The organism is Vreelandella sulfidaeris Esulfide1, assembly GCF_054072535.1.
In genome coordinates, this window is sequence record NZ_JBSVSF010000002.1 from 49,646 (window position 1) to 68,761 (window position 19,116).

The window sequence follows — 19,116 nt, forward strand, 5'->3', positions numbered from 1 at the left end:
GATAGGCTGGTTGATCTGCCAGGCTGGTAAGGATCATCCAGCCGCGCCTGCGTGAAGTGATTGAACATAGTTCAATAGATCCTCAGCTCGTCCCTCGCTGACCAACTGCTCTGGTGTCCTGAAATTGAATGCGCTGATCGGTTCATTACGAAACCAGAACGCGGCATCCTGAAAATTACCATTTATGTCAGCCGCTGCTCCCATGACTCGCACCGCATCCCGTAAGTAAGTCTGCAGCTTCTCAGCCCCCTGGGCGCGGTTTACAGTAACGCGGTGGACATGCGCCCGCGAGGCCAGCGTCTGTACATCCATGCCCAGGGCAAGGCAGAACATCCTCGGGCTGATGATTGGGCTCTTGGTTTGCCGTGCCCGAGCTTTCAAGTCAGCGAGGAATTGATTGAAAGTGTCGGGAGCAACGTAATCGGACGGCTCGATGATTGCTTCAACGCTCATAGCCTATTTTCCCTGCAAAAATGCAGCGATGTTGCTACATAAATGCATCATATAACTTCAGCGCTTCGAAGTCCATCTCCGCAAGGTGATGTTTGGTCAACTGAACAGCTTAGGCACTCCTTTTACTTCCGCCTTGGCACCGGCAGGCTTGGATGACCCTCTGCTCGCTTTCACTTGGCCTGTCTGTTCGCTTTTATCCGCTGGCGCTTCGTTGTTTAAAGCCTTTTGGCGACCAGCCGAGGTCCCACCTCGCTTCTTCAGGCGTCGCTGGATAGGTGAGGATGTCCGTACATCTTTCTGCCCAGACACAGCCGATTTCTGCTGTTCTGTAGCACCTTGCGTCGTTTTATCAACCATGACAGTAGGGACTGGCTGATGGCTCGGCTGTGTCACTGGGGACTCATGCTCAGCTGTGGCCAGCATTGCCTCCCCCAGGCCAAGTTGAATATGGGTATCATTCGGTGCGTTATCGGCCTCTGGACTCCAGTCACCCAGCTCAGCCGAAACATCACTATGGTTATCTGCGTCAGCCCCTAGCGTCAGCTGACTAATCTCTGAAAAGTCATTCGTGGGTTCGGCTTGCTCAGCGATCAGTTCAACATCCCCCCCGCTTGTTGTGGGCGAAATTTGGTCATTGGTCGCTATCTGTGCAACGTTCCCACCGGCCGCCTCAACAATCTCATTTAGTAACCAAGCTCCCTCTGATTCTCTTTTAAATCCTGCTGGAGTCTTAGTATGAATGGAATTACTCATCCCATCCTGCTCATAATGTGCAATATCCCCACCGACACCGGGGACATCCTCTAGCAGCCAAGCGCCAACTATAGCCTTTTCGTCGCCTGTTTCAGCTTTGGCTGAGGCCTGCTGATTCTGGGCATCATTGCCTTTCTGTGCAGCATCCCCACCGCAAGGTATTGGCTGGCCCGTGCCTTCCTGTGTAGTGTTCTCACCTGCCGTATGAGAATCGTCCAGCAGCCAGGCACCATCTATAACTTTTTCTCCGCCTGTTTCAGCCATTGCGGAAGCCTGCTGGTTCTGGGTGCCATTGCCTTTCTGTGCAGCATCCCCACCGCAAGGGGTGGGCTGGCGCATCTCTTCCTGTGCAGTATTCCCACCTGCCGCATGGAGATCATCCATCAGCTTGGCACCGGCTATATCTTTTTCTTCGCCTGTTTCAACCATTGCGGAGGCCTGCTGGTTCTGGGTGTCATTGCCTTTCTGTGCAGCATCCCCACCGCAAGGGATGGGCTGGCGCGTCTCTTCCTGTGCAGTATCCCCACCTGCCGCATGGAGATCATCCATCGGCTTGGCACCGGCTATATCTTTTCCTTCGCCTGTTTCAACCATTGCGGAGGCCTGCTGGTTCTGGGTGCCATTGCCTTTCTGTGCAGCATCCCCACCGCAAGGGGTGGGCTGTCGCGTCTCTTCCTGTGCAGTATTCCCACCTGCCGCCTGGGAATCATCTAGCAGCCAGGCGGAAGCCACGTCGGTATTCGTGAGTGATTCATGGCTGAATGTAGAGGTTTTGCTCGCTGCCCCTAAACTCTTCTGTGCAGCATTCCCACTGGTTTTCGTTGCATCACCCGTACCCGTAGGCACTGAAGCAAACAGGCTGACATCACATACGTCTGACGCTGGAATACCTTTAGGCTTAGTCATGCGCTCTTCCCGCTTACCACTGTCTTTTGTTGGCGCAACGCCAGCGTTGCTACTGTGCTTGCCCTGGGGGCCGAGGACGGTTACCTCATAAGCGGTTTCTCGCGGGTATAGGCCTTGGTGTTCTACTGGCAGCTCCACCGCGATCATTCCCCTGAACTCGATTATGCCGGAACGTACCCGCCACAACGCTTGGTCAGATGGCAACGTCCAGGTCTTCGCCGCTTCGCTCCCCTCTGGCACTCCCTCGATTTCAGTGATGAGCCAGCCGCGATCGGCCAATGCTGCCAAAAGTACCTGTGTAAACTCCCCTGATTTACCTGGGGCTCGAAAGTCACCGCCAAAGGCCGCGGCAACGTCATCATCCAGCTTGGAAAGGGCTGTCTCCCGAACATGATGTTCGGAGAGGTAAAGCCGCTCACCAACGCGGAAGCCTGCCGCTTTGACACGCTTCGCTAAACCTTTCACCTGATAGGGTACTTGGGGAACCACTCGCAAGAACGTTTCGATCGCCAGCTCCTGGACATTCAGATTCTCAAGCACCTTGCGTTTCTCGCCTCGTGTAGCGAGGCCGTCTATCTCTCGCAGCTGCTGGAGGAGAGTGACTGCGCGGCGCACCCCCTTGCTACTGAGGCCAGGGAAAGCCACTGGCATCAGGTTGGGAGAATGCTCGTATTTTACTGCCAGCAACAGTATGGCTCGCTCATCCTCAGGCAGCTCCCACCACGCGGGGAACTTTGCCAACAGACGCCCGCTCTGTTTATCGTGGTAGGACAGGCGGACCCACTGCCCGTCCTGTTTCGCATGCGAAACAGTCTTGCCAATATCATGTGCTGCCGCGGCAAGAGGGAGGAGGGGATCGGCACCTTCGTACTCGAAGGCCTCATCGATCACGCCTAGATGGTGCTCAAGCAGTGTCGTACTGTGGCCGTCACCGCAAAAAGCATCAGGGTGAGCCTGGAGGTAGCCGAGCAACTGGTTAATTAGCGGCATGTGATGTGCCGGAACGTTACCCGACAGCTGCGCTTTCACTGGCTTGAAGTTAATCGGATCAGGATAAGGCATGTACGTAATTGAGAGATCCATGCCCCGGAACTCACCGCGAGATTTAGCGCGCTGTCGACGTGTTATTAATCCCATTCCCACTATGAGCAGAACGATCACAGAGCCTGCAGCCATTCCCCCGGCTAACCATGGCCAGACAACACGCAACCTTGCTAGGACGACCTCAGTGGCCGCTGATGCCGCGTTCGCGGGGTTTATCTCTTCGTCACCCTCTAACCAAAAGCCAGCGCCAGCTAGCCACTCCTGCAGCGTTTCCGGCCCCATGAAGTAAAAAGCAGTAGCCGCGGCGAGACTGTAGAAGATAGTTAGAGCAATAACGGAACTTAGCAGTGTCGAGCGATACCCCATCAAACTCATGTCATACGCTCCAGGCGCTTGATACGCCGATATGTCGGCGGGTGTGTCGAGAAAAGCCCCAGTTCGACTCAAGACCCGAGGAGAGCTTACTGAGAAATCGGCAGCCTGCTATTGGTGAGGTCACACTTGCTGCATCACGGTCGGCACGATATTCCATGAGGCGTCCCAGGTGGCGATCCATGACTTTTAAAACCCCTAATGCCAAGCGAATCCCCAAGCTCGCCACAGAAAAGTACAAGCCGCTCAACAGGCCAATCAGGGGAATGGGACGAAGAATTGTATAGATCAACCGCGCCAGCCAAAGCGCCACCCGCAAAATGCTGTGCTGCGTCCACCAGTATAGGCTCGCAGACGCATCGCCGCGGCGAAGGTGTGACCTCTCGTGCGCCAGCAGCCACTCAAGCTCATCAGGAGGCAGATTGAGGGCGCCCCGGGAAACGATTACAACGCCACCCGTAAGGCTCGGTATTGCATAGGCCTGAAGGGCAGGGGTCTCGTAAACCCAGACATGATCTGCAATCTCACGAGCCCCTGGGAATAGTCGGCCGATCCGGTAACTGGCTGGCGCCAGCCTAAGCCCTAGCCAGGCGAGGGCAGTCAGGCCCCCACCTGCGAGGAAGGTGGCCTTGGCCAGCCAAGTGACAGTCATCAGCTCGCCAGGGGGGCGCATAAACTCCAGGGGCAAGCCAATGAAGACCACGACCGGCAATACCACCATCACAGTAAAACCAAGCGCCCCAGCGAAACAGGCCGAAAAGGCAGACAGAAGCGCTAGCATAGGCCAAGCCTACCCTTTGCCCTCGGCCAGCATGCGGATGGCCTCCTGGGTGCTGTGGCCCTCCTCGGTGAGCTTCATCAGACGCGCCTGGTCCTTGGGATTGGTCGAATATAGGAAGTAGGAGTAAGGATCGACCACAAAGCGGAAAAGGCCACCCCCGCTCTCGTGCTTGACGAAGACCTCCGAATAGCCGGCACCGGGCTTCACACCGCGCAGCATATCGAACAGGAATTCATCCTCACCGCCCAATTTACCGTTCTTTTGGGCGTAGTCCAGCGAGGGACCAGACTGCTTGAGTACGAATGTCCATGGCGCGTTGTCGAAGGCAGCCTGAGCGGCCGGCGACAGGTCGGTATCCTTAAAGCCCTGAGTAATGAAGCCGGCACTGCCGTAATACTTACGGATGCGCCGGAAGGCGGTTTCGATAAACTTCCCGCTTTTCGGGTCCGCGAGTAGATCCCATGCCTCATCGATCAGCATCATTTTCGGGATGTTGCGTGGGCGCAGATACATGTCCCGCGTCGTCCGAGCCATCAGGAGTGTCATGACCACATTCCGAAGCTCACGATCGACGTTTAGCTCTTCCAGCTCGAGTATGGTGAACTCATTGGAAAGATCCAGCTGGGGCTCACCGTTGAACCATGCGGCATGCCGACCTACGGCATACGGCTCCAACTGCAACGCAATACTCTTGGCCACCGGATCACTGTCTGCCCGGGACTCAAGCCACTGATAGACATGCTTGGTTTCCATGACCTCGCCATGTTTATCGTGCGCCTCAAGGATGCCTTTTTCGATCAACTGGTATTCGTAGTTGTCGGGCTCACCTAGGGGGAACGCCATCTGAGATATGGCATCCTTCAGCACCGGGATCATTTCTGCGATCTCGCTGCCGCCTTCATCATCGTCGTAACGCTGCTTGCCTTTGATACCCCAGAATGGGTTAAGTGAGACCGGATGGTTAGGATCAAACCTCAGTTCCTGACCGCCCAGCAGTTCACACAGCTCCTTATAAGAGCCGCCCACGTCAATGATACGGACCACGCCATCACGACAGCGCATGTCGGTAACGAATTCGTTGGCAAGGAATGACTTACCCGCACCCGAGGTCGCGATCACCGAAAAATTGTATGAGGTGGCCGAATCAAAAATGTCGATACACGACATTTGACCGCGGCGAGAAACCAGCAACAGTCCGTTTGCGTAGAGGTAAGGGTTCCCCTGTGGGTCTTTGCGTACTACTGGCCCGTTACCGCCCCAATCGCCCTGGCAGATTGAGGCGCAAGCGCCGTTTAGGCTGGACACCATCTGTGCCCGCTGAAGGCCTGATGTAGGCTTGTCCATGCGTGGGTTGTAGCCCCATGGCAAAGACGACAACCAGATAGGCAGCGAGATATAGCGTTCACGCGAGGCTCTGAAGCCTGCTTTCCGCCACAACGAGGAAACATAGTCCGCGTCCGAAGCTGCTCGCTCAGGCTCGGTGATGATGTTGATCCCCGACCACATACGTACCGGGCAGTAGTTCGAGCGAGTATCGTTGAGCAGCTGCTGGGTATCTCTACGCCGCGTGAAGAGATGCGGCATCATCCCCTTATACCACTCGGAATCACTCATGCACTGCTTTGAGATCATGCCCATTCGCATGGTGATGTCATCACGAGCCTTTTCGGTGTTCGGCTTGTAGATGGTGGTATACATCCAGTAGGCCGGCGCGATCCGATCGGTCGCCGACTTCAACTCCCCAAGCATGTCACCGGTCATGTAGAGACGCAGGTAGTCCGGGTAGGTGTCGATGGTCAAAGGGACAACATCCACCTCCCTTTCATTGTCGCTAAACTGGACTGCACCCGAGGACTTCACTCGAATGCGTGTGCGCTTATCGAAAATGGAATCAATGAAGTGACCACTTTCCTCCTCCAGGCGTTGAAGCTCCCCTGGCACCATTTGTGGGTTGGCTATGCGGCGCAGCACACGTCGCGTACCCAATTCGTTCATCAGGGCAGGGGACAGGCCCATAGAGCTGAATGTCCCCATCACCGACTGCCGGAATTCGTCGCACATGTGCCGCCATGAACGAATCTCTTCAGCATGCTCTGGGTCACCGCCAAAGGTCATGGTGAAAAAGGCGAAGTAATGCACCTCCCGGGGATATAGACGCTCATTCGGTAGGAGGCTTTTGTTCCCGGCCGCGGCGTCAAGCATGTGCTTGCTACGGCGCTCTACCAGCTCTTGGAGCATAGGGTCTTTGCAGTAACGTAACCGCCGTGCCTGCCAGGTATTTATCCGGTCCTCAATGGCCGGCGAACTATGGGCGACGAACTGGATAACCGTGTCCGCTGGCGCTCGCGTAATCAGCGACTCGATTTGCTCCTCGATGTCCTTGCCAGCCACCATCAATGGCGCAAACTGGACGCCGAAGCCAAGCTGAGGATGTTTACCATCATCCCGGACACAGTAGTTATCTTCATAGTCGATGTAGGGGAGCAGGCTCGCGGGATCATCCCGCTCAGTCAGCGCCTCGGCTGCCTGGAGGGGGAGGGCGCGATCGCCATAATCGGGAGCGCCCTGCTGGATCATGCGGCGCACTTGGTGCCGCATACGAGTCATCGCGGTTATCTTCATATCAATTCTCCGGGACGATCTGCATTTGCGGCTGAATGCGATAAGGATTCACGCTGGCGTCTTGCCCTCTCGGCGCGATGTGTTGAACACCCGGAGAAGGTCCGATCATGCCTGCCCCAATGCCATCGTCACGCAGCTGGCCATAACTCCAGTCATCGGGCAGAGTCACATACAGGTACTCGCCCGATCGTAGAATGCCGTCATCACCGCGCCATGGCGCCACCCAGATACGCACCGGTTTACCTGGCTGGTAGACAGGCATATCGGTTAGGCCTCCCCCGCTATAGGGTCGCCATTGCTCGATCTTTTCTTCTTCAGCTTCTGAGCCATCCTTACGGCCCTCCATCACTGTTTCAGAGGAACCACTATTTGCCACCGCAGCTTCATAAACATCGCCGGTACCGACACACTCGCTTCCCAGCTCACAATCATGCTGGACAGTGGCACACCCACCGAGGAACAGCAGGGCGGTCAAGGGGATCATCAACTTTAAGCTCATCGTATTAGCCCTCGCTCGGCATCTTGTCGGCCAGCTCGTAGGCTTCCCACTCGAGCTTCTGGCCTTCCTGGATTACAACAGTGCCACGGCGCCCTGATGGAACCTCGATCACCGGGAACATGGATTCAGCCTCTTCGATGTAACGCTCTGCCAGTATCTCCATCGCGCGGCCTGCACCGCCGTACATGCCAACCTCGGCGACACTGTTCGGGTCGATGGTGTTGACAACGCCGCTGCCTGTGACAGCCGATTCAGCACCTTGAGCTGCTGTTGCAGCAATGCTGCTGGCGCCTTCTGCGAAGCCAGCAAGCATGGCCTTACCCAGCAGGGCGCCAGCACGTCGCTCAACTTTGCCGCGAAGCCCCAGACGGCCATCCGAGTCCACGATGTAGCCATTGATTGGAGACTCAAGCATCATTCCAGTCCGTGTATCGACACAGGAAATACGAGAGACGTTGATATGCGCTCGCTCGCTCGACAAATCACCGTAGCCACCGCCCATACCAAAGCAGTCAGCGAGGCGATACCGCGCACTGCCAGGTAGGAATGCATCGTTTTGAATGCGGAATAGCACCGGCTGAGGGTTGTTGCGGGTACGCTCGGCAGCGCCAAAGTCAGCGCCAGTCAACATTGCCACCTCAGAGAACGACCCCATAGGGAGGAACCCAGCTTTAGGTGGCCCCAGATCCTCTTCTTCGTCATCCTGCTGAGCCGCTTCATTACGTAAGATGCGAGCGCTGGACTCACCACTTGAGCCATTGAGTACGATCGGGTCAGCCGGTCCTTCTTCCTTCTGGAGCTGTGGAAACTGTGAAGGAATGACGCCGCCCTGTGTCGACGATTGTTGCCTCGGGGGTAAACCGGCACGGCCAGAGTCACCATCTCGACGCGCTACCGGGGGCGGAGGTACCGCGCCAGCGTCGTCGCCTCGGGGGGGGCGAAGATAGTCAGACGGGGCACGGTTGGCGTCGGTGCTTCTGTTTGAAGATGTGCCAATGCGAACCTCACTGGTGCCATCATCTCCGCTAGAAATATCGGCTAGTCGTGTGCGCAGCGACTCCATGGTTTCCCGCGTTTGCTCGCGTTCGGATTCCATGCCAGCCTGCATTTCTTCGAGCTGCGCCTGAAGTCGTGCATCCCTCTGCTCTTGACTCTCGCGCTGGTCTGCCAATTCTTCATGAGCCTCCCTTAACTGTTGTTGAAGTCGGGAAATAGTGACTTCCTCCCCATGCCGTGTATCCGGCGTGGTGTCCATAAATTCCGGGGGAGGGGGCGCTTTATTGCTACTGTTGTCTCGTGCGCTAATAGCGTTACTTGCCACAAGCCAGATGACTAGGCAGGCCCCACCACCATATAGAAGCCACTTTCTTCCCTGCGCTCGCTCCAACAGGCTCTGAGAGACTACCTTGGACTTAGCTCGGGCCTTGGCCACCCTAGAAGGCTTGTCCTGGCCCGATTCATTCGGCTGCTGGTTGTTCTGATCTTCAGCCACGGTCAACCTCCACGACGATCATTCGGGGCTGATCGCGCTCACTTACCGTGTCCCCTTCCAAGGAAACAGCAACGACGCCATCGCGGTAGAAGTCACGAGGCTCGACTTCAAGGGAGGTATCAGAAGACAGCCGGTAAATATTCACGACATGGCCGGAACCACGGTACTGGGTTTCCGCTGTGAGCTTGAGCGTGCCGCCATTAGGCATTTCAAGTCGGGCACTAGGCGGGGCGCCAGCCGGCTCAAACCCGCTAGGGCGAGCCCCCTGGAAAGCGGACAGGATAGTGTCAGCAATCCAACGATCCTTGGGCCGGCTTTCCCTTTCGGGCTCTGCGGATAGGTCAGGGGCGTTTCGATACCGGAACACCTGGGCATCGATGCCGCTTTCCGGCGCTAGCTTCACCGTGAAGGCCTCGCCGCTTCGCAGCTGGATGAAGATAGAGAACGGGTCGGCTTCGTCTGCAGGACGGATGAGGAGACCACGTTTGCCATCAGTCGGCACAGGGTTGTCACGCAACTCGGCCTCGGGGGGGATAACAATCGTAGAGTACGGCTCTGGGAATACCAGCCGGTTATAAGCATCGGTGGATACAACCACCTTCTGGACATCATCGCTGGCGCTGACAAAGGTGGCGACGGCAAGCGCCGCCACCATGACCAGCCCCTGCATCTTAGGCTTTTTCATTCGTCCTCCAAAGAGAAACCAGCGACATACGGAACGCCACCGCTGAAGGAATAGCGGACACGGTAAGCAATCGGTTCGTCTTCGATCTGTTCGGTGCCATGCCAAGCCCGCAAGCGCCCATAAACTCGCACTGTGCCGTCTAGGACTTGGGTCCCTTCAATGAACAAGGCCTGGGTACGCTCAGATTTCTCCAGGTCTGGAATCCGTGCTTGTAGATCATTGCCGACCTTGGCATAGAGGGCCGGCGTCATCCGGTTCTGGAACCGAGCGTATTGGCTTCTCACGTTCCTTGGGGTCCAAGAGCTGTGCAGCTGGGCATCCGCCATGGCTATCTCAGTGAGGTAGCTCGCATCGGTATAACCAGCGCTGGCGCCCACCTCGACCGGCCCATCCACGACGTGCAGGTTGTAGGGAACCAGCCGGGTTGGCATATTGGCGCTGAGCTGGACATAGCTCTGCAAGACATAGATCAGCAACCCAGTCAGGAGCAGGGTGCAGAACATCCAGCCCCTGGCAGCGACCCACTGATTTCGCAATGCATTGAGGTATTTCATCAGCGAATGTACTCCAATCGCATTGGCCTAGGTGCGTATTTGCCAAGCAGCGGGTCTAACTTGAGCCCCATCCGCCACAAGCCATGCTGCACTTGTCCCCGCTTCTGGCCGGCACGCATCTTCTTAGCCATCATCATGAGAAAGATCCCCGCAAATAGGCCTGGGATAAAAAACCGCATGATGATGCCCACGCCGATCACCATGATGGCGACAACCACCTCGGTCATCTCCCAGGCGAAGATGGGGATAGGGGCATCAACATCCTGCGGTATCCGATAGGACTCGTTAGACATGACCCGCGACTCCTAACTCAGGTGCCTGAGAACCAGCTGAAGATTTCCTTGATCATGAAGGGGCCGACCGCAAAGGCACCGGCGATCCCTAGACCCAGGAACGCAGGGGCAGCAGATTGACGTCCAAGGCCCACCAGGCAACCTATGATCAGCGCCAGAATGGAAATGCCGATACCGAAGGGCCCATGCGCCAGCTCTTCAACCTTGTCAGCGAAGTCTTCAAAGTCTTCCTGTGCCCATGCTGGCATCGCCAGGAAAGCGGTAGTAGCAACCAACAGTGAGCGCTCTGCTGCTCGCTTCTTGTTCATGCGGAGGCATTCGACTAGATGAGCGAGCTTGCCCTGCTTGGTTGTGGCCTGGGTATCTACGGAAGTAGTCATTGGTACTGATCTCCTAATGTCGCGAGGACTTCGTTTGCGTATTGCTGGCCTGCCGGACTATTCGGCGACCCAGCGTTGTAAGCGGCCAATGCCGCCTCCCACTCGCCGTAGCGCGTGATGTTGTCGTAGAGAATCCACGTCCCTACAGCGAAATTCGTACACTCATTTTCCAACAACTCACGCTCGGTAATTCCCCATTGCTGGAGGTAATTCCGGTTGGTTTCCTGGTCGAGCCACCATGTATTGACTTGCATAGCGCCTAGGTCGTAAGTGCCATTCTTGTTCGGACCTATGCGACCCACTAATTGCCCTCGGCTGCCGCTCTCTTGAAGACGTACTGCCGCGACAATCTCGATGGGTACTTGGTAGTAATCAGCGATTTCAGGGACACAATCAGGTAGGGCAATCATTGACCACCTCCTAGCGCTGTTCTTCAGCCACAGCCGCGGATTCCCCAGCGCCAGCTTCGTCGTTGGTTTCTTCTGGGGTGTTCTGCGCTTCAGGCTTGGCCACATCAAACGGCGTCATCATCCGCTCAGCGACCATGGCAGTGGGGCTGACACGATCCATCACCAGCCCGACCTCCAGACTTTCCTCGAAGCCGCCTTCTGCTCCTGGTTTGGGGATCTTTCGCAATAGGCCGGTAACTCGTCCCTCAACATGCAGGGCGGTGCCGGCCTCGTACTCGACAAGTCGATCGACAACGCGCCCAAAAGCAGCCATGGACACCACGCCGGTATGCTGAAAGGAGCGCCCCAGGTCCGGTCGGTCAGGGCCGATCTGCAGGTACGCTGTGGAGGGTGGTCCCTCCTTCTCGGGAGTTTTCCCCCCCCTCAGCAAGCCAATCGCAATGAAACGATTGAAAAGATGTTTTTCGATGTTGCCCTCGATCATCGGGGCAGCCGGCTGGATGTTGTTGGCCACCAACTCGGCACTCAGGTGCTGCTCGCCCGTGTGGTGTGCACGGCGCACAATGCCGCCAACATGGCCGAAAATTTCAATGTAAGAATCAACATCCAGCTTGGCTGCGCGATCAGATAGATGGTTCGGAATTCGGACAATGATCTGATTTACAGATTGGATTAGGGCTTCTGTGCTTCGCTTGTTCTTACCAACCTTGAGCACCATCAGGCCAGAACGACCGCGCTCCTTTGGCGTCTCTTTTCGTAGAATCTGGGCGTGGGCGATAAAGACGTTCATTGGTCTGCCTCCAGGTAAAAAATCTCGGCGCGACGGTTTGCCGCCCGCGCTTCATCAGTCGTGCCGTCAACCAACTTGGGATAGATGCCATGCCCTTCCGTCAGGAACCGGGCCTTTGGCCAAGCCAAATGGAGCTGTCCCGCGATCGCATCAGCGCGGCGCTGTGAGAGTGAAATGTTGTAGGACTCAGGGCCGATATGGTCGGTGTACCCAACAATGAGCACACGGCCAGCCAGGTCTTCTCCTTCCAGGAAGGAAGCCATTTCACGCTGAGAGGTAGGCGTCAGCGTTGTTGAGTCGAACTCGAAATGGAAGCGCGCCAGAAGCACAGACTCCATGGCGTCCTTGTAGTCATCCGGCATTGAGGCATGACGCTGCTGCCAATAGGCCTCGTCGTAAACGGTGCCGCCGTAAGCGTAGCGATCAAGCCCCTGGCCAGCCCCGTAGTACCAGTTGGTGGTACGGGTCGCGTTGACCCCTCGAAGCGTATAGGCAGGGATCACCACATGCCGACTGGTCATCGTGTTATACGAATCAGGTAGCGTTGACGTGCGTGCGTGCTCCAGAGCCGAAGGATGTGCTGCACAGCCAGCAAGAACAGCTGTCAGCGCGACAGCAAGCACAGGGTTTCGCAGTGTCATCAAAGGTTCTCCAGGTACTTGATTACCGCCTCGGCCCTCTCGGCAACGTCTCCCGACAGGCTCAATAGCTTCACTTCAGAACGAGACACAGCGACAAAGGCAGGGTACTCACGAAGACCTGCCCGACCAGCAAGCCTCGCTGCTCGCTCAATCGCCTCGACAGAGCTGGGATCGCTGATATGGTCGTCCGCAAACTCGTTCCACCGAACTTGGGGAACATGCAATTGGAGGTGCGCCAGCACATCGTCATAGTCCTTGAGGGGAACCCCGGTTTCGCCAGCCGTGAGAAAGGCTTTGCGAACGTCATTGGCGACCCCTGGAATAGAGCGAGATGCGTAAAAGGCGCGTTCACGCCATGCTCGTTCAAGGCCGGTATGGGAAGGCAGGGGAGCGTAGCGGTACTCCAGGCCCGCCGCTTCGACGGCTGCCTGAATAGAAGAGTGGTGTTTGTCCATGGCCTGGCAGTGCGGGCAATCGAAGCTGGCAAACTCAACCAGCGCCAGAGGCTGATCATTTCCGGCATGTGCGCCAGCAGCGAGGCCCAAGGTGGCCACGGTGACACCAAGAAATTTACGGATAGGGTGTAGCAGACGGGTAGGGGAAATCATTGGTCGCTCTCCCCCGACTGATCACTAGATTCGTTACCTTGGTGGCTTTCGATCCAGGCGTCTTCGTGCAGCAAGCGCCACACGGTAAAGCGACAAGCATAGTCAGCTGATTCAAACGCCTCATGCACCGATTCCTGTTGCTTAGGAAAGGTTAGCTGCGTCAGTGAAGTTGCCACATTGCCAAACCACAGAACGGGCTGACAGGTTCGCTCAATTCGAGCTTCTGAATCGGTCGCCAGGACAATCCATGCGACCCAAACTAATATGGCCACGCCAATAAGCGTGCTGCCTCGCATCGCCATCATCTCAATTCCGCCTCCCAGCGGTGCTCTCTCATAGGTGCCCTTATTGGGCCTCGCAGGTAGATAGGGCAGCCACTGACACTTAACCGGGGGAAGTAGAGATTTTTTTGCGCGAGTCGCTTTGCTGGCGCATGCCAAGGCTTAGAGGGAGATGAAAACGACTATCGAGGGAGGCTTAGAACAGGGAGAGCTGGGTTTCTTTAGATCGAGGAGAGGGGGAGGCGCTGCTTTGCTCATTATCTGCTTTCAAATACTCTCCAGAGGCATCATCAGCGCCAGCGAGCCACGCCATATCCTCAGGCGACCAAGGACGAAAAGGAGAGGGCTGATAGGTGCCCAGCGTTTTGTGTATTTCATGAGACAGGCGGTAAGCCTCGTAGCGCCCTTGATCCATTACCTTTCCGTTAGGATGTGTTTTCGGAATGCTAACCCAAATGCTAAAGCTGGCGCGATCGCATCGACCGCGCCAGCTTACTTCTTACTGGGCGGGCTTATCGGCCACAAGGATGGTCACGTTTACGCCAGTCCCGGCGAACTCACCCTGATAGCTAGCAGTCCATTCCACCTCCCAGCCCGGCAGTAGATCCTTGCCGCGCATGCTGCCGGGGAGGATAGCCACAAGGCGCCCGCCAGGAGCTAGACAACTCGCTGCGGCTTCAAGATGATGCAGGGCTCGACCTTTGCTGTACGGAGGGTTCATGACTATTTTGGTGTAGCTTCTGGCCGTATTTGCCCACTCTAGAAAGTCGGCTTGATGGCAGCGAAACCCCTTCGCCGCTAGCACCTTGCAATGCAGCGGTGCCAGCTCGACACAGGTAGTCCGATCTTTGGGAAGCATATCAGCAATATGGCCCTGGCCAGCACTTGGCTCCAGCACCGTATCCTGGTCGTTGATTTCGGCCAATTCTACGACCTCATACGCCAAGCGTTCCGGGGTAGGGTAATACTGGTGGCTCTTATGGTCAGGGATGCAACCACTGGCAACAATCTCATCCAAAATCGGCTTGGTGTGGTAGCCGAACTCGAACCACGACACTGCGCCGTTATCACTGAATACCTTAACCCCACCGATGGCCTTGAGCACCTGCTCAGCCTCAGCCAGCGCTACCTTATCCTTCACTCCATAATCGAACTCAATCGCCCAAGGGTTTTCTGTCTTCGGCGACCGTGTTTCGAGATGTCGAAGGTGGCTAGGGCAGCGGGTAGGGACGCTGCGCATGGAACCGAGTAAATTGATGACCGCAAATTGAAGTGGGCGATCCATTAGCACAAAGTCTTTAGGCTTGCGCTTAGGCGGGGTACGGAACTGAGAAGGAATTGCAGTCGGGTGCAAATGCGCCAGCACTTGGTTTAGGCGAAAAGCGATTTCGGGGTGTACCTCAAGATGCGCCGTGCCTTTTTTAAAGACCTTCAGGTACAGAGCGCCACCATCAACCATAAACCGCTTGCCTGGGGTGCGCCGTGCAATATCAATCAATCGGCTAGAGGCCTGCCAGTTTGGTTCATCCCGGCCCATAAATTTAGCAATGACTGAGCGAAGGTCATTGATATGGCCTGCCTGGTCATGATTCACCGTCTCATAGGAAGTGACGACATAATTGAGGATCATCCGTTTGTAGAAACCTTCAGGCCGATTGGTAACATGCTCACGGCTTAGGGCACGGAATATACCGTCGACACGCTCAGCTAGGAAGGTGCCGCGCATCATTAGCAGCTCGGTCAGGGTTGCCCTTACGGTTTCCTCAGTGAAGTCAGGGGTTTTCATCTCGTTAATCTGCTCCCACCACTCGCTACGGCGAGTCTGAGGCATGAAGTCGAGAACATCGGTCATCTTCAAGGCCCGGACCCAATATTCAGCGTTCAGCGCTGCGATCGCGCCTTCTTCAATAAAAATATTCTCTGCGGACAGTGATGAGTAACGTGTGTTGTCGTGCTTGCGATTGCCCTGGATGAAGTAGTTGATGACACCTTTACGATCACCATCAAACAGTGCCGCCACTTCTTCCACACGCCTACGCATTGCGTTGTAGCGCCCCATCAGCCCATCGACCATATCTGTCGAGGCCGGGGCGAAGAACTCGCCCATATCTCCAAGATATTCTGTGCTGTCATGGCTATCAATGGCTTCGTGAATCATGGTGCCGTTCCCTATTTAGTGATCTATTACAAGCGAGTTTCCGAGGTGCCTGGCTTCCTGCGTAGGTGACGCCGACCGGCTGCCTTCGTTATGATGTAAACACTTTAATGCAGCATTACTGTTTACGGCAAGTAAAAATGTGTTCAATGCACACTTTTTAGGGGATACCATGTCCACAGATGACATCAGCACTCAACAGCTATACGCGGCACTGGCAAGGCTTAGAATGAAGGGTCGTGCATGTGATGCAGCTTCAGATGTGATTATGAAGGTGTGCGATACATACGCTAAAGCAGCCAATATGCATGGCGTGTCCAGAGCTGCTGTTTCTCAGGCAGCAAAGCGAATACAGGCGGAAGTAGATCGGGTGTTCGTGGCAGTCGAGGTGAGATTGCCCAAGGACAAGCTGCTGGCGCTGGATGAATGGCTAGCGAGCCAAGGAGGGGCAAGACTAACCAGCAGCGACGCTGAGAAAGGAGAACCGTAGTAGGTTAAGGCGGGGAATATTGACAGGGGAAGCGGGCTGGCAAGCCAACCCGCTGCATCACATCCTGGATGAAGGGGCTATATAGGCCCAGCAAGTCACAAAGAGGGGCGGCGCTCGCCTGCTTCGGGCGGTGCATACTGGCTAAGGGTAGCCTCCAACAGCTCGGGTATCTCAAGGCAAGAACGAAGCTCGCATTGAGCATGGATCAGTAGCGCCAACTTGGGTGTCCACTCAGGAAGCCCGAGATGGCCGACATACTCCTCAGCGACAGGGCCAGCCAGAAACTCAGCCGCAGAGAACTGGTGCTTGAGGTTGTTGCTCTTTAGGTCATCAATTGCTTTCAAAAATACTTGCGTGAGTAACTGACGGTGGGGCAGCAGCTCCTGCGACTGATGGCAATCGGTCGACACAATGCTCTGGCCTGGGATAAGCACATCAGCAAGTGCGGAAATTTGTGAGTCCATGATCTAACTACTCCTGCCCAGTGCCAGCCGCAAGGCTTTGAAAGTGACTGTTGATTGAAGCCATGACCTTCAACGGGTTGGCCACGCGATCAAATCGAGCTTCGCTTGTGCCAGTGCCTGCCGCAGACATTTTCACCGTCCCATATCCTAGCAATCGACCCAAGATCGTCTGGTTCACTTCGGTCGAACGAATGTGATGAATAAATAGGGGTGTAACACGCCTGGCAATAATGCCGTGCCGCTCTATCACGCGATCGGGGCCTATGACGTACTCGTGAGCAAGGCGCTGATAGGCGATGTTCAGCAGCCCCCAGGCGGCCAACCCCATCCCTGCCCAGGAAAGGATGTTCGTCAGAGTCTCTGGAGCGTTTGCCCCAGCGAGGGTAAAGGGGGCATGAGGAGCAAAGTGCAATGCTGCCCCCAAGGGTACAAGCAACCAGTGTCCCAGCAGGGCGCGGTGACTGACTCGGAAGGTGGTCTTGCTTATCATGGGTTTCATCTCCCGGCTGCTGCCACCTCCGCTTCTTTCAGTCGGTGGCTCAATTGTGATTCTGCCGTTTCAACGTGGAAAAGCTCGATGCTGTCATCCGGCCAGCGGATCAGGACGAACCCATCTCGAAGCAGGTGGGTTAGAGGGGTAGGGCCAGAGATGACAGGTAACGAAGGGCCTTCGAGTGTGTGGAGTTCCCACCGACTGGCTGAGCGGTCATGAAAAAGAGCCGCGTTGTCAGCGCCACCTGGCCAATCCAGGTCACAGTCGCGTTCAAGACGCCTAACAAGCTGTCTCGCCTGGCGGGAATTACGCGGCCCGCTCATAGGCAACCTCCAGCCCACACACTTTCTTTACAGCACACTCAATTTCTTGGCGCACCCGGTCCATCGTCAGTAACCGCGCCCCCTCCTCATCAATGATCAGCGTCAGTGTTTCGTTGGTTTCGCGCAGGGCCGCCCTATCAACGACAAGTCGTGAGAGTAGGGAAAGCTCGTCGTGCGCGTTCGCAATAAGAGCACCTGAATCCATAATACAAACCTTAATTATACTAGACGACATCTTTTAACTATGAATATGTGACAATTTTTACGGATTCTCCGCCATTACTAATTGCCGTTATTACTGATTTACGGCGCTGCGTTTGCGATGGTTCGGGATTGTGTAGAGAATACTTTGTCTGGAAATGCTTCGCAGAGTTTTAAATATAAAACGTCGTATGGTATAAATTATATATCTATAAGTAGCTTTGCCTGAAACCATCAAAACAACGGATTAAAAGGGGATCAAAATGACTATCAAGCGTACTCTCATGGGTCTGGCTGCCACATCAATGCTGCTGTTGGCTGCTGGTTGTGCTGCCCCGCAAGGGTCTGGCATGTTGCAGAACTCAGCCGTCAGCGCGATCACTGATGTGCTAGGAAGTCGCAACAACAATAGCGTCAGCGCAGCAGGAGCAGACTCGGCCAGTCACATGCAGGGCGTTCAGGGTTTGGTTAATGGCGGAAAAGCAGGTATGAGCGGTGCCGCCTACGGTGCTGTTGGCGCTGGCGCGCTAGGTCTGGCTGACAAGGGGATGCGAAGCGCTTTCACCGCATTGCAGGGCGAATCCGAAGTCGGGTTCGAGGACGTTGCCAACATGAAACAGAACATCGTCAAGAGCGATACTTATGTCGATGGTGAAGGCCGTACTTGCATTGATTACCACATCACTGTCACTGGTGGCCCCGAGGACAATGATCAGAATGTCACGACTTGCCAGAATGCCGGTGGCGACTGGGAACGAATCTGATTCGATCAGCGGCCACTCTATTAGTGGCCGCTCAGCTTTTGGAGGGCAAAATGGCTGACGATAATCTCAATACATCGCGGTTCGATAAGTCTGCTTTGGACATGACGAGACTGGAAGCCTTTACGATGACCGCCATGCACGCCATTCTGCTTGGTGAGGGAGGGGGTAAATTAAGCCCCGAGGAAGTCGGCGAGAGCGCGGCAGCCTTTGCCGAAGCATCGCTCTCCGCGGCCTCTGAAACGCTCGATGACCACGACACGAAACCGAGTTAACCCCATGCAAGACTGCAAGTACGCGATCGGGCAGCAACCTTAACGGTTTGCTGCTCGATTTCGTTGGAGGCAGGTTTAATTTTTTCGCATGCGAAACAGAGCAATGCCTACTAGGTCATTGACTATCAAGTTGATGCAATCACCTGAGCCGGAAATAGGTCACCGCGCAACTTGAAGCGCCCTACCATTGAGGCCAATCGTTCGGCGTGCTCGCTGAGCTGATCGGTCGACATGGTGGACAGCTCGGCTAGAGATGCGTTCTGCTTTGTCATGCGATCCAGCTCCGCCACGGCGATATTCACCTGGCCGATGCCGTCGCTCTGCTCGCCAGCGGCATGACTGATCTCGCTTAGCATGCCAGCGACGCGTTGTACGCCCGCCATCAATTCA

General features: G+C 55.7%; 25 protein-coding genes. 3 read left to right on the plus strand and 22 right to left on the minus strand.

Annotation, left to right across the window (positions count from 1 at the left end; all coding sequences use genetic code 11):
• Positions 1 to 33: 33 nt before the first annotated feature.
• The 17 genes from ACW44H_RS19925 to ACW44H_RS20005 all read right to left on the minus strand — a co-directional run bounded on the left by ACW44H_RS19925 (position 34) and on the right by ACW44H_RS20005 (position 15,722).
• Positions 34 to 453 carry a hypothetical protein gene (locus ACW44H_RS19925; RefSeq protein ID WP_035557849.1) on the minus strand — a complete coding sequence of 140 codons (420 nt, stop codon included), beginning with the start codon at positions 451 to 453 and terminating at the stop codon, positions 34 to 36.
• Between the two features lie 96 nt (positions 454 to 549).
• Entirely contained in the window at positions 550 to 3,531 is a 2,982-nt protein-coding gene (locus ACW44H_RS19930) for a hypothetical protein (RefSeq protein WP_457509098.1), read from the minus strand.
• 1 nt (position 3,532) lies between these two features.
• Positions 3,533 to 4,309 carry a M48 family metallopeptidase gene (locus ACW44H_RS19935; RefSeq protein ID WP_457509099.1) on the minus strand — a complete coding sequence of 259 codons (777 nt, stop codon included), beginning with the start codon at positions 4,307 to 4,309 and terminating at the stop codon, positions 3,533 to 3,535.
• Positions 4,310 to 4,318: 9 nt separating this feature from the next.
• Complete coding sequence (locus tag ACW44H_RS19940) at positions 4,319 to 6,931, minus strand: TraG/VirB4 family ATPase (protein ID WP_457509100.1); 2,613 nt, start codon at positions 6,929 to 6,931, stop codon at positions 4,319 to 4,321.
• Position 6,932: 1 nt separating this feature from the next.
• Complete coding sequence (locus tag ACW44H_RS19945; RefSeq protein WP_035557838.1) at positions 6,933 to 7,430, minus strand: TraV family lipoprotein; 498 nt, start codon at positions 7,428 to 7,430, stop codon at positions 6,933 to 6,935.
• A gap of 4 nt (positions 7,431 to 7,434) precedes the next feature.
• On the minus strand, positions 7,435 to 8,922 hold the full coding sequence (locus ACW44H_RS19950; protein ID WP_457509101.1) for a TrbI/VirB10 family protein: 1,488 nt from the start codon (positions 8,920 to 8,922) through the stop codon (positions 7,435 to 7,437).
• Positions 8,915 to 9,607 (minus strand): TraK domain-containing protein, encoded by a 693-nt coding sequence (locus ACW44H_RS19955; protein WP_035557832.1) that lies wholly within the window; start codon positions 9,605 to 9,607, stop codon positions 8,915 to 8,917. Before ACW44H_RS19955 ends, ACW44H_RS19950 begins: the two co-directional genes overlap by 8 nt.
• Complete coding sequence (locus tag ACW44H_RS19960) at positions 9,604 to 10,161, minus strand: TraE/TraK family type IV conjugative transfer system protein (RefSeq protein ID WP_035557829.1); 558 nt, start codon at positions 10,159 to 10,161, stop codon at positions 9,604 to 9,606. The genes ACW44H_RS19955 and ACW44H_RS19960 overlap by 4 nt, the downstream gene beginning before the upstream one ends.
• Positions 10,161 to 10,454, minus strand: coding sequence for a type IV conjugative transfer system protein TraL (traL, locus tag ACW44H_RS19965; RefSeq protein ID WP_457509102.1), 294 nt, complete (start codon positions 10,452 to 10,454; stop codon positions 10,161 to 10,163). The genes ACW44H_RS19960 and traL overlap by 1 nt, the downstream gene beginning before the upstream one ends.
• Before the next feature lie 17 nt (positions 10,455 to 10,471).
• Positions 10,472 to 10,834, minus strand: coding sequence for a TrbC/VirB2 family protein (locus tag ACW44H_RS19970; RefSeq protein ID WP_035557825.1), 363 nt, complete (start codon positions 10,832 to 10,834; stop codon positions 10,472 to 10,474).
• On the minus strand, positions 10,831 to 11,244 hold the full coding sequence (locus ACW44H_RS19975; protein WP_045812323.1) for a lytic transglycosylase domain-containing protein: 414 nt from the start codon (positions 11,242 to 11,244) through the stop codon (positions 10,831 to 10,833). Before ACW44H_RS19975 ends, ACW44H_RS19970 begins: the two co-directional genes overlap by 4 nt.
• Positions 11,245 to 11,254: 10 nt before the next feature.
• Complete coding sequence (locus ACW44H_RS19980; protein WP_457509103.1) at positions 11,255 to 12,034, minus strand: hypothetical protein; 780 nt, start codon at positions 12,032 to 12,034, stop codon at positions 11,255 to 11,257.
• On the minus strand, positions 12,031 to 12,675 hold the full coding sequence (locus tag ACW44H_RS19985) for an OmpA family protein (protein ID WP_457509104.1): 645 nt from the start codon (positions 12,673 to 12,675) through the stop codon (positions 12,031 to 12,033). The genes ACW44H_RS19980 and ACW44H_RS19985 overlap by 4 nt, the downstream gene beginning before the upstream one ends.
• Positions 12,675 to 13,283, minus strand: coding sequence for a hypothetical protein (locus ACW44H_RS19990; RefSeq protein ID WP_457509105.1), 609 nt, complete (start codon positions 13,281 to 13,283; stop codon positions 12,675 to 12,677). Before ACW44H_RS19990 ends, ACW44H_RS19985 begins: the two co-directional genes overlap by 1 nt.
• Positions 13,280 to 13,588 carry a hypothetical protein gene (locus ACW44H_RS19995; protein ID WP_035557818.1) on the minus strand — a complete coding sequence of 103 codons (309 nt, stop codon included), beginning with the start codon at positions 13,586 to 13,588 and terminating at the stop codon, positions 13,280 to 13,282. Before ACW44H_RS19995 ends, ACW44H_RS19990 begins: the two co-directional genes overlap by 4 nt.
• A gap of 172 nt (positions 13,589 to 13,760) precedes the next feature.
• The gene (locus ACW44H_RS20000; protein ID WP_113270592.1) at positions 13,761 to 13,979 is read right to left on the minus strand and encodes a hypothetical protein; all 219 of its coding nucleotides are present in this window, start codon (positions 13,977 to 13,979) and stop codon (positions 13,761 to 13,763) included.
• Positions 13,980 to 14,063: 84 nt separating this feature from the next.
• Entirely contained in the window at positions 14,064 to 15,722 is a 1,659-nt protein-coding gene (locus ACW44H_RS20005) for a DUF4942 domain-containing protein (protein ID WP_457509106.1), read from the minus strand.
• A 169-nt stretch (positions 15,723 to 15,891) separates the two neighbouring features.
• Here ACW44H_RS20005 and ACW44H_RS20010 point away from each other — a divergent pair, with 169 nt between their 5' ends.
• Complete coding sequence (locus tag ACW44H_RS20010) at positions 15,892 to 16,209, plus strand: hypothetical protein (RefSeq protein ID WP_127062879.1); 318 nt, start codon at positions 15,892 to 15,894, stop codon at positions 16,207 to 16,209.
• Positions 16,210 to 16,304: 95 nt separating this feature from the next.
• Here ACW44H_RS20010 and ACW44H_RS20015 read toward each other — a convergent pair whose 3' ends face one another.
• The 4 genes from ACW44H_RS20015 to ACW44H_RS20030 are packed head-to-tail and all read right to left on the minus strand — an operon-like array spanning position 16,305 to position 17,694.
• Positions 16,305 to 16,673: a hypothetical protein gene (locus tag ACW44H_RS20015; RefSeq protein WP_127062880.1), complete on the minus strand. Its 369-nt coding sequence runs from the start codon at positions 16,671 to 16,673 to the stop codon at positions 16,305 to 16,307.
• Positions 16,674 to 16,680: 7 nt separating this feature from the next.
• Positions 16,681 to 17,163 (minus strand): PH domain-containing protein, encoded by a 483-nt coding sequence (locus ACW44H_RS20020; RefSeq protein ID WP_052703859.1) that lies wholly within the window; start codon positions 17,161 to 17,163, stop codon positions 16,681 to 16,683.
• Positions 17,164 to 17,168: 5 nt separating this feature from the next.
• Complete coding sequence (locus tag ACW44H_RS20025) at positions 17,169 to 17,489, minus strand: hypothetical protein (protein ID WP_035557806.1); 321 nt, start codon at positions 17,487 to 17,489, stop codon at positions 17,169 to 17,171.
• Positions 17,473 to 17,694: a hypothetical protein gene (locus tag ACW44H_RS20030; RefSeq protein ID WP_035557803.1), complete on the minus strand. Its 222-nt coding sequence runs from the start codon at positions 17,692 to 17,694 to the stop codon at positions 17,473 to 17,475. Before ACW44H_RS20030 ends, ACW44H_RS20025 begins: the two co-directional genes overlap by 17 nt.
• A 259-nt stretch (positions 17,695 to 17,953) precedes the next feature.
• On the opposite strand from ACW44H_RS20030, the gene ACW44H_RS20035 reads away from it, so the two are divergent.
• Positions 17,954 to 18,454 (plus strand): hypothetical protein, encoded by a 501-nt coding sequence (locus ACW44H_RS20035; RefSeq protein ID WP_052703860.1) that lies wholly within the window; start codon positions 17,954 to 17,956, stop codon positions 18,452 to 18,454.
• Positions 18,455 to 18,504: 50 nt separating this feature from the next.
• Complete coding sequence (locus ACW44H_RS20040) at positions 18,505 to 18,726, plus strand: hypothetical protein (protein WP_101145380.1); 222 nt, start codon at positions 18,505 to 18,507, stop codon at positions 18,724 to 18,726.
• A 125-nt stretch (positions 18,727 to 18,851) separates the two neighbouring features.
• Here ACW44H_RS20040 and ACW44H_RS20045 read toward each other — a convergent pair whose 3' ends face one another.
• Complete coding sequence (locus ACW44H_RS20045) at positions 18,852 to 19,109, minus strand: hypothetical protein (protein WP_101145379.1); 258 nt, start codon at positions 19,107 to 19,109, stop codon at positions 18,852 to 18,854.
• Positions 19,110 to 19,116: the final 7 nt, after the last annotated feature.

Coding starts and splice junctions, on each gene's coding strand:
- ACW44H_RS19925 (WP_035557849.1), bottom strand. CDS start 453: ATGAGCGTTGAAGCAATCATCGAGCCGTCCGATTACGTTGCTCCCGAC.
- ACW44H_RS19930 (WP_457509098.1), bottom strand. CDS start 3,531: ATGAGTTTGATGGGGTATCGCTCGACACTGCTAAGTTCCGTTATTGCT.
- ACW44H_RS19935 (WP_457509099.1), bottom strand. CDS start 4,309: ATGCTAGCGCTTCTGTCTGCCTTTTCGGCCTGTTTCGCTGGGGCGCTT.
- ACW44H_RS19940 (WP_457509100.1), bottom strand. CDS start 6,931: ATGAAGATAACCGCGATGACTCGTATGCGGCACCAAGTGCGCCGCATG.
- ACW44H_RS19945 (WP_035557838.1), bottom strand. CDS start 7,430: ATGAGCTTAAAGTTGATGATCCCCTTGACCGCCCTGCTGTTCCTCGGT.
- ACW44H_RS19955 (WP_035557832.1), bottom strand. CDS start 9,607: ATGAAAAAGCCTAAGATGCAGGGGCTGGTCATGGTGGCGGCGCTTGCC.
- ACW44H_RS19960 (WP_035557829.1), bottom strand. CDS start 10,161: ATGAAATACCTCAATGCATTGCGAAATCAGTGGGTCGCTGCCAGGGGC.
- traL (WP_457509102.1), bottom strand. CDS start 10,454: ATGTCTAACGAGTCCTATCGGATACCGCAGGATGTTGATGCCCCTATC.
- ACW44H_RS19970 (WP_035557825.1), bottom strand. CDS start 10,834: ATGACTACTTCCGTAGATACCCAGGCCACAACCAAGCAGGGCAAGCTC.
- ACW44H_RS19975 (WP_045812323.1), bottom strand. CDS start 11,244: ATGATTGCCCTACCTGATTGTGTCCCTGAAATCGCTGATTACTACCAA.
- ACW44H_RS19980 (WP_457509103.1), bottom strand. CDS start 12,034: ATGAACGTCTTTATCGCCCACGCCCAGATTCTACGAAAAGAGACGCCA.
- ACW44H_RS19985 (WP_457509104.1), bottom strand. CDS start 12,675: ATGACACTGCGAAACCCTGTGCTTGCTGTCGCGCTGACAGCTGTTCTT.
- ACW44H_RS19990 (WP_457509105.1), bottom strand. CDS start 13,283: ATGATTTCCCCTACCCGTCTGCTACACCCTATCCGTAAATTTCTTGGT.
- ACW44H_RS19995 (WP_035557818.1), bottom strand. CDS start 13,588: ATGATGGCGATGCGAGGCAGCACGCTTATTGGCGTGGCCATATTAGTT.
- ACW44H_RS20000 (WP_113270592.1), bottom strand. CDS start 13,979: ATGGATCAAGGGCGCTACGAGGCTTACCGCCTGTCTCATGAAATACAC.
- ACW44H_RS20005 (WP_457509106.1), bottom strand. CDS start 15,722: ATGATTCACGAAGCCATTGATAGCCATGACAGCACAGAATATCTTGGA.
- ACW44H_RS20010 (WP_127062879.1), top strand. CDS start 15,892: ATGTCCACAGATGACATCAGCACTCAACAGCTATACGCGGCACTGGCA.
- ACW44H_RS20015 (WP_127062880.1), bottom strand. CDS start 16,673: ATGGACTCACAAATTTCCGCACTTGCTGATGTGCTTATCCCAGGCCAG.
- ACW44H_RS20020 (WP_052703859.1), bottom strand. CDS start 17,163: ATGATAAGCAAGACCACCTTCCGAGTCAGTCACCGCGCCCTGCTGGGA.
- ACW44H_RS20025 (WP_035557806.1), bottom strand. CDS start 17,489: ATGAGCGGGCCGCGTAATTCCCGCCAGGCGAGACAGCTTGTTAGGCGT.
- ACW44H_RS20030 (WP_035557803.1), bottom strand. CDS start 17,694: ATGGATTCAGGTGCTCTTATTGCGAACGCGCACGACGAGCTTTCCCTA.
- ACW44H_RS20035 (WP_052703860.1), top strand. CDS start 17,954: ATGACTATCAAGCGTACTCTCATGGGTCTGGCTGCCACATCAATGCTG.
- ACW44H_RS20040 (WP_101145380.1), top strand. CDS start 18,505: ATGGCTGACGATAATCTCAATACATCGCGGTTCGATAAGTCTGCTTTG.
- ACW44H_RS20045 (WP_101145379.1), bottom strand. CDS start 19,109: ATGGCGGGCGTACAACGCGTCGCTGGCATGCTAAGCGAGATCAGTCAT.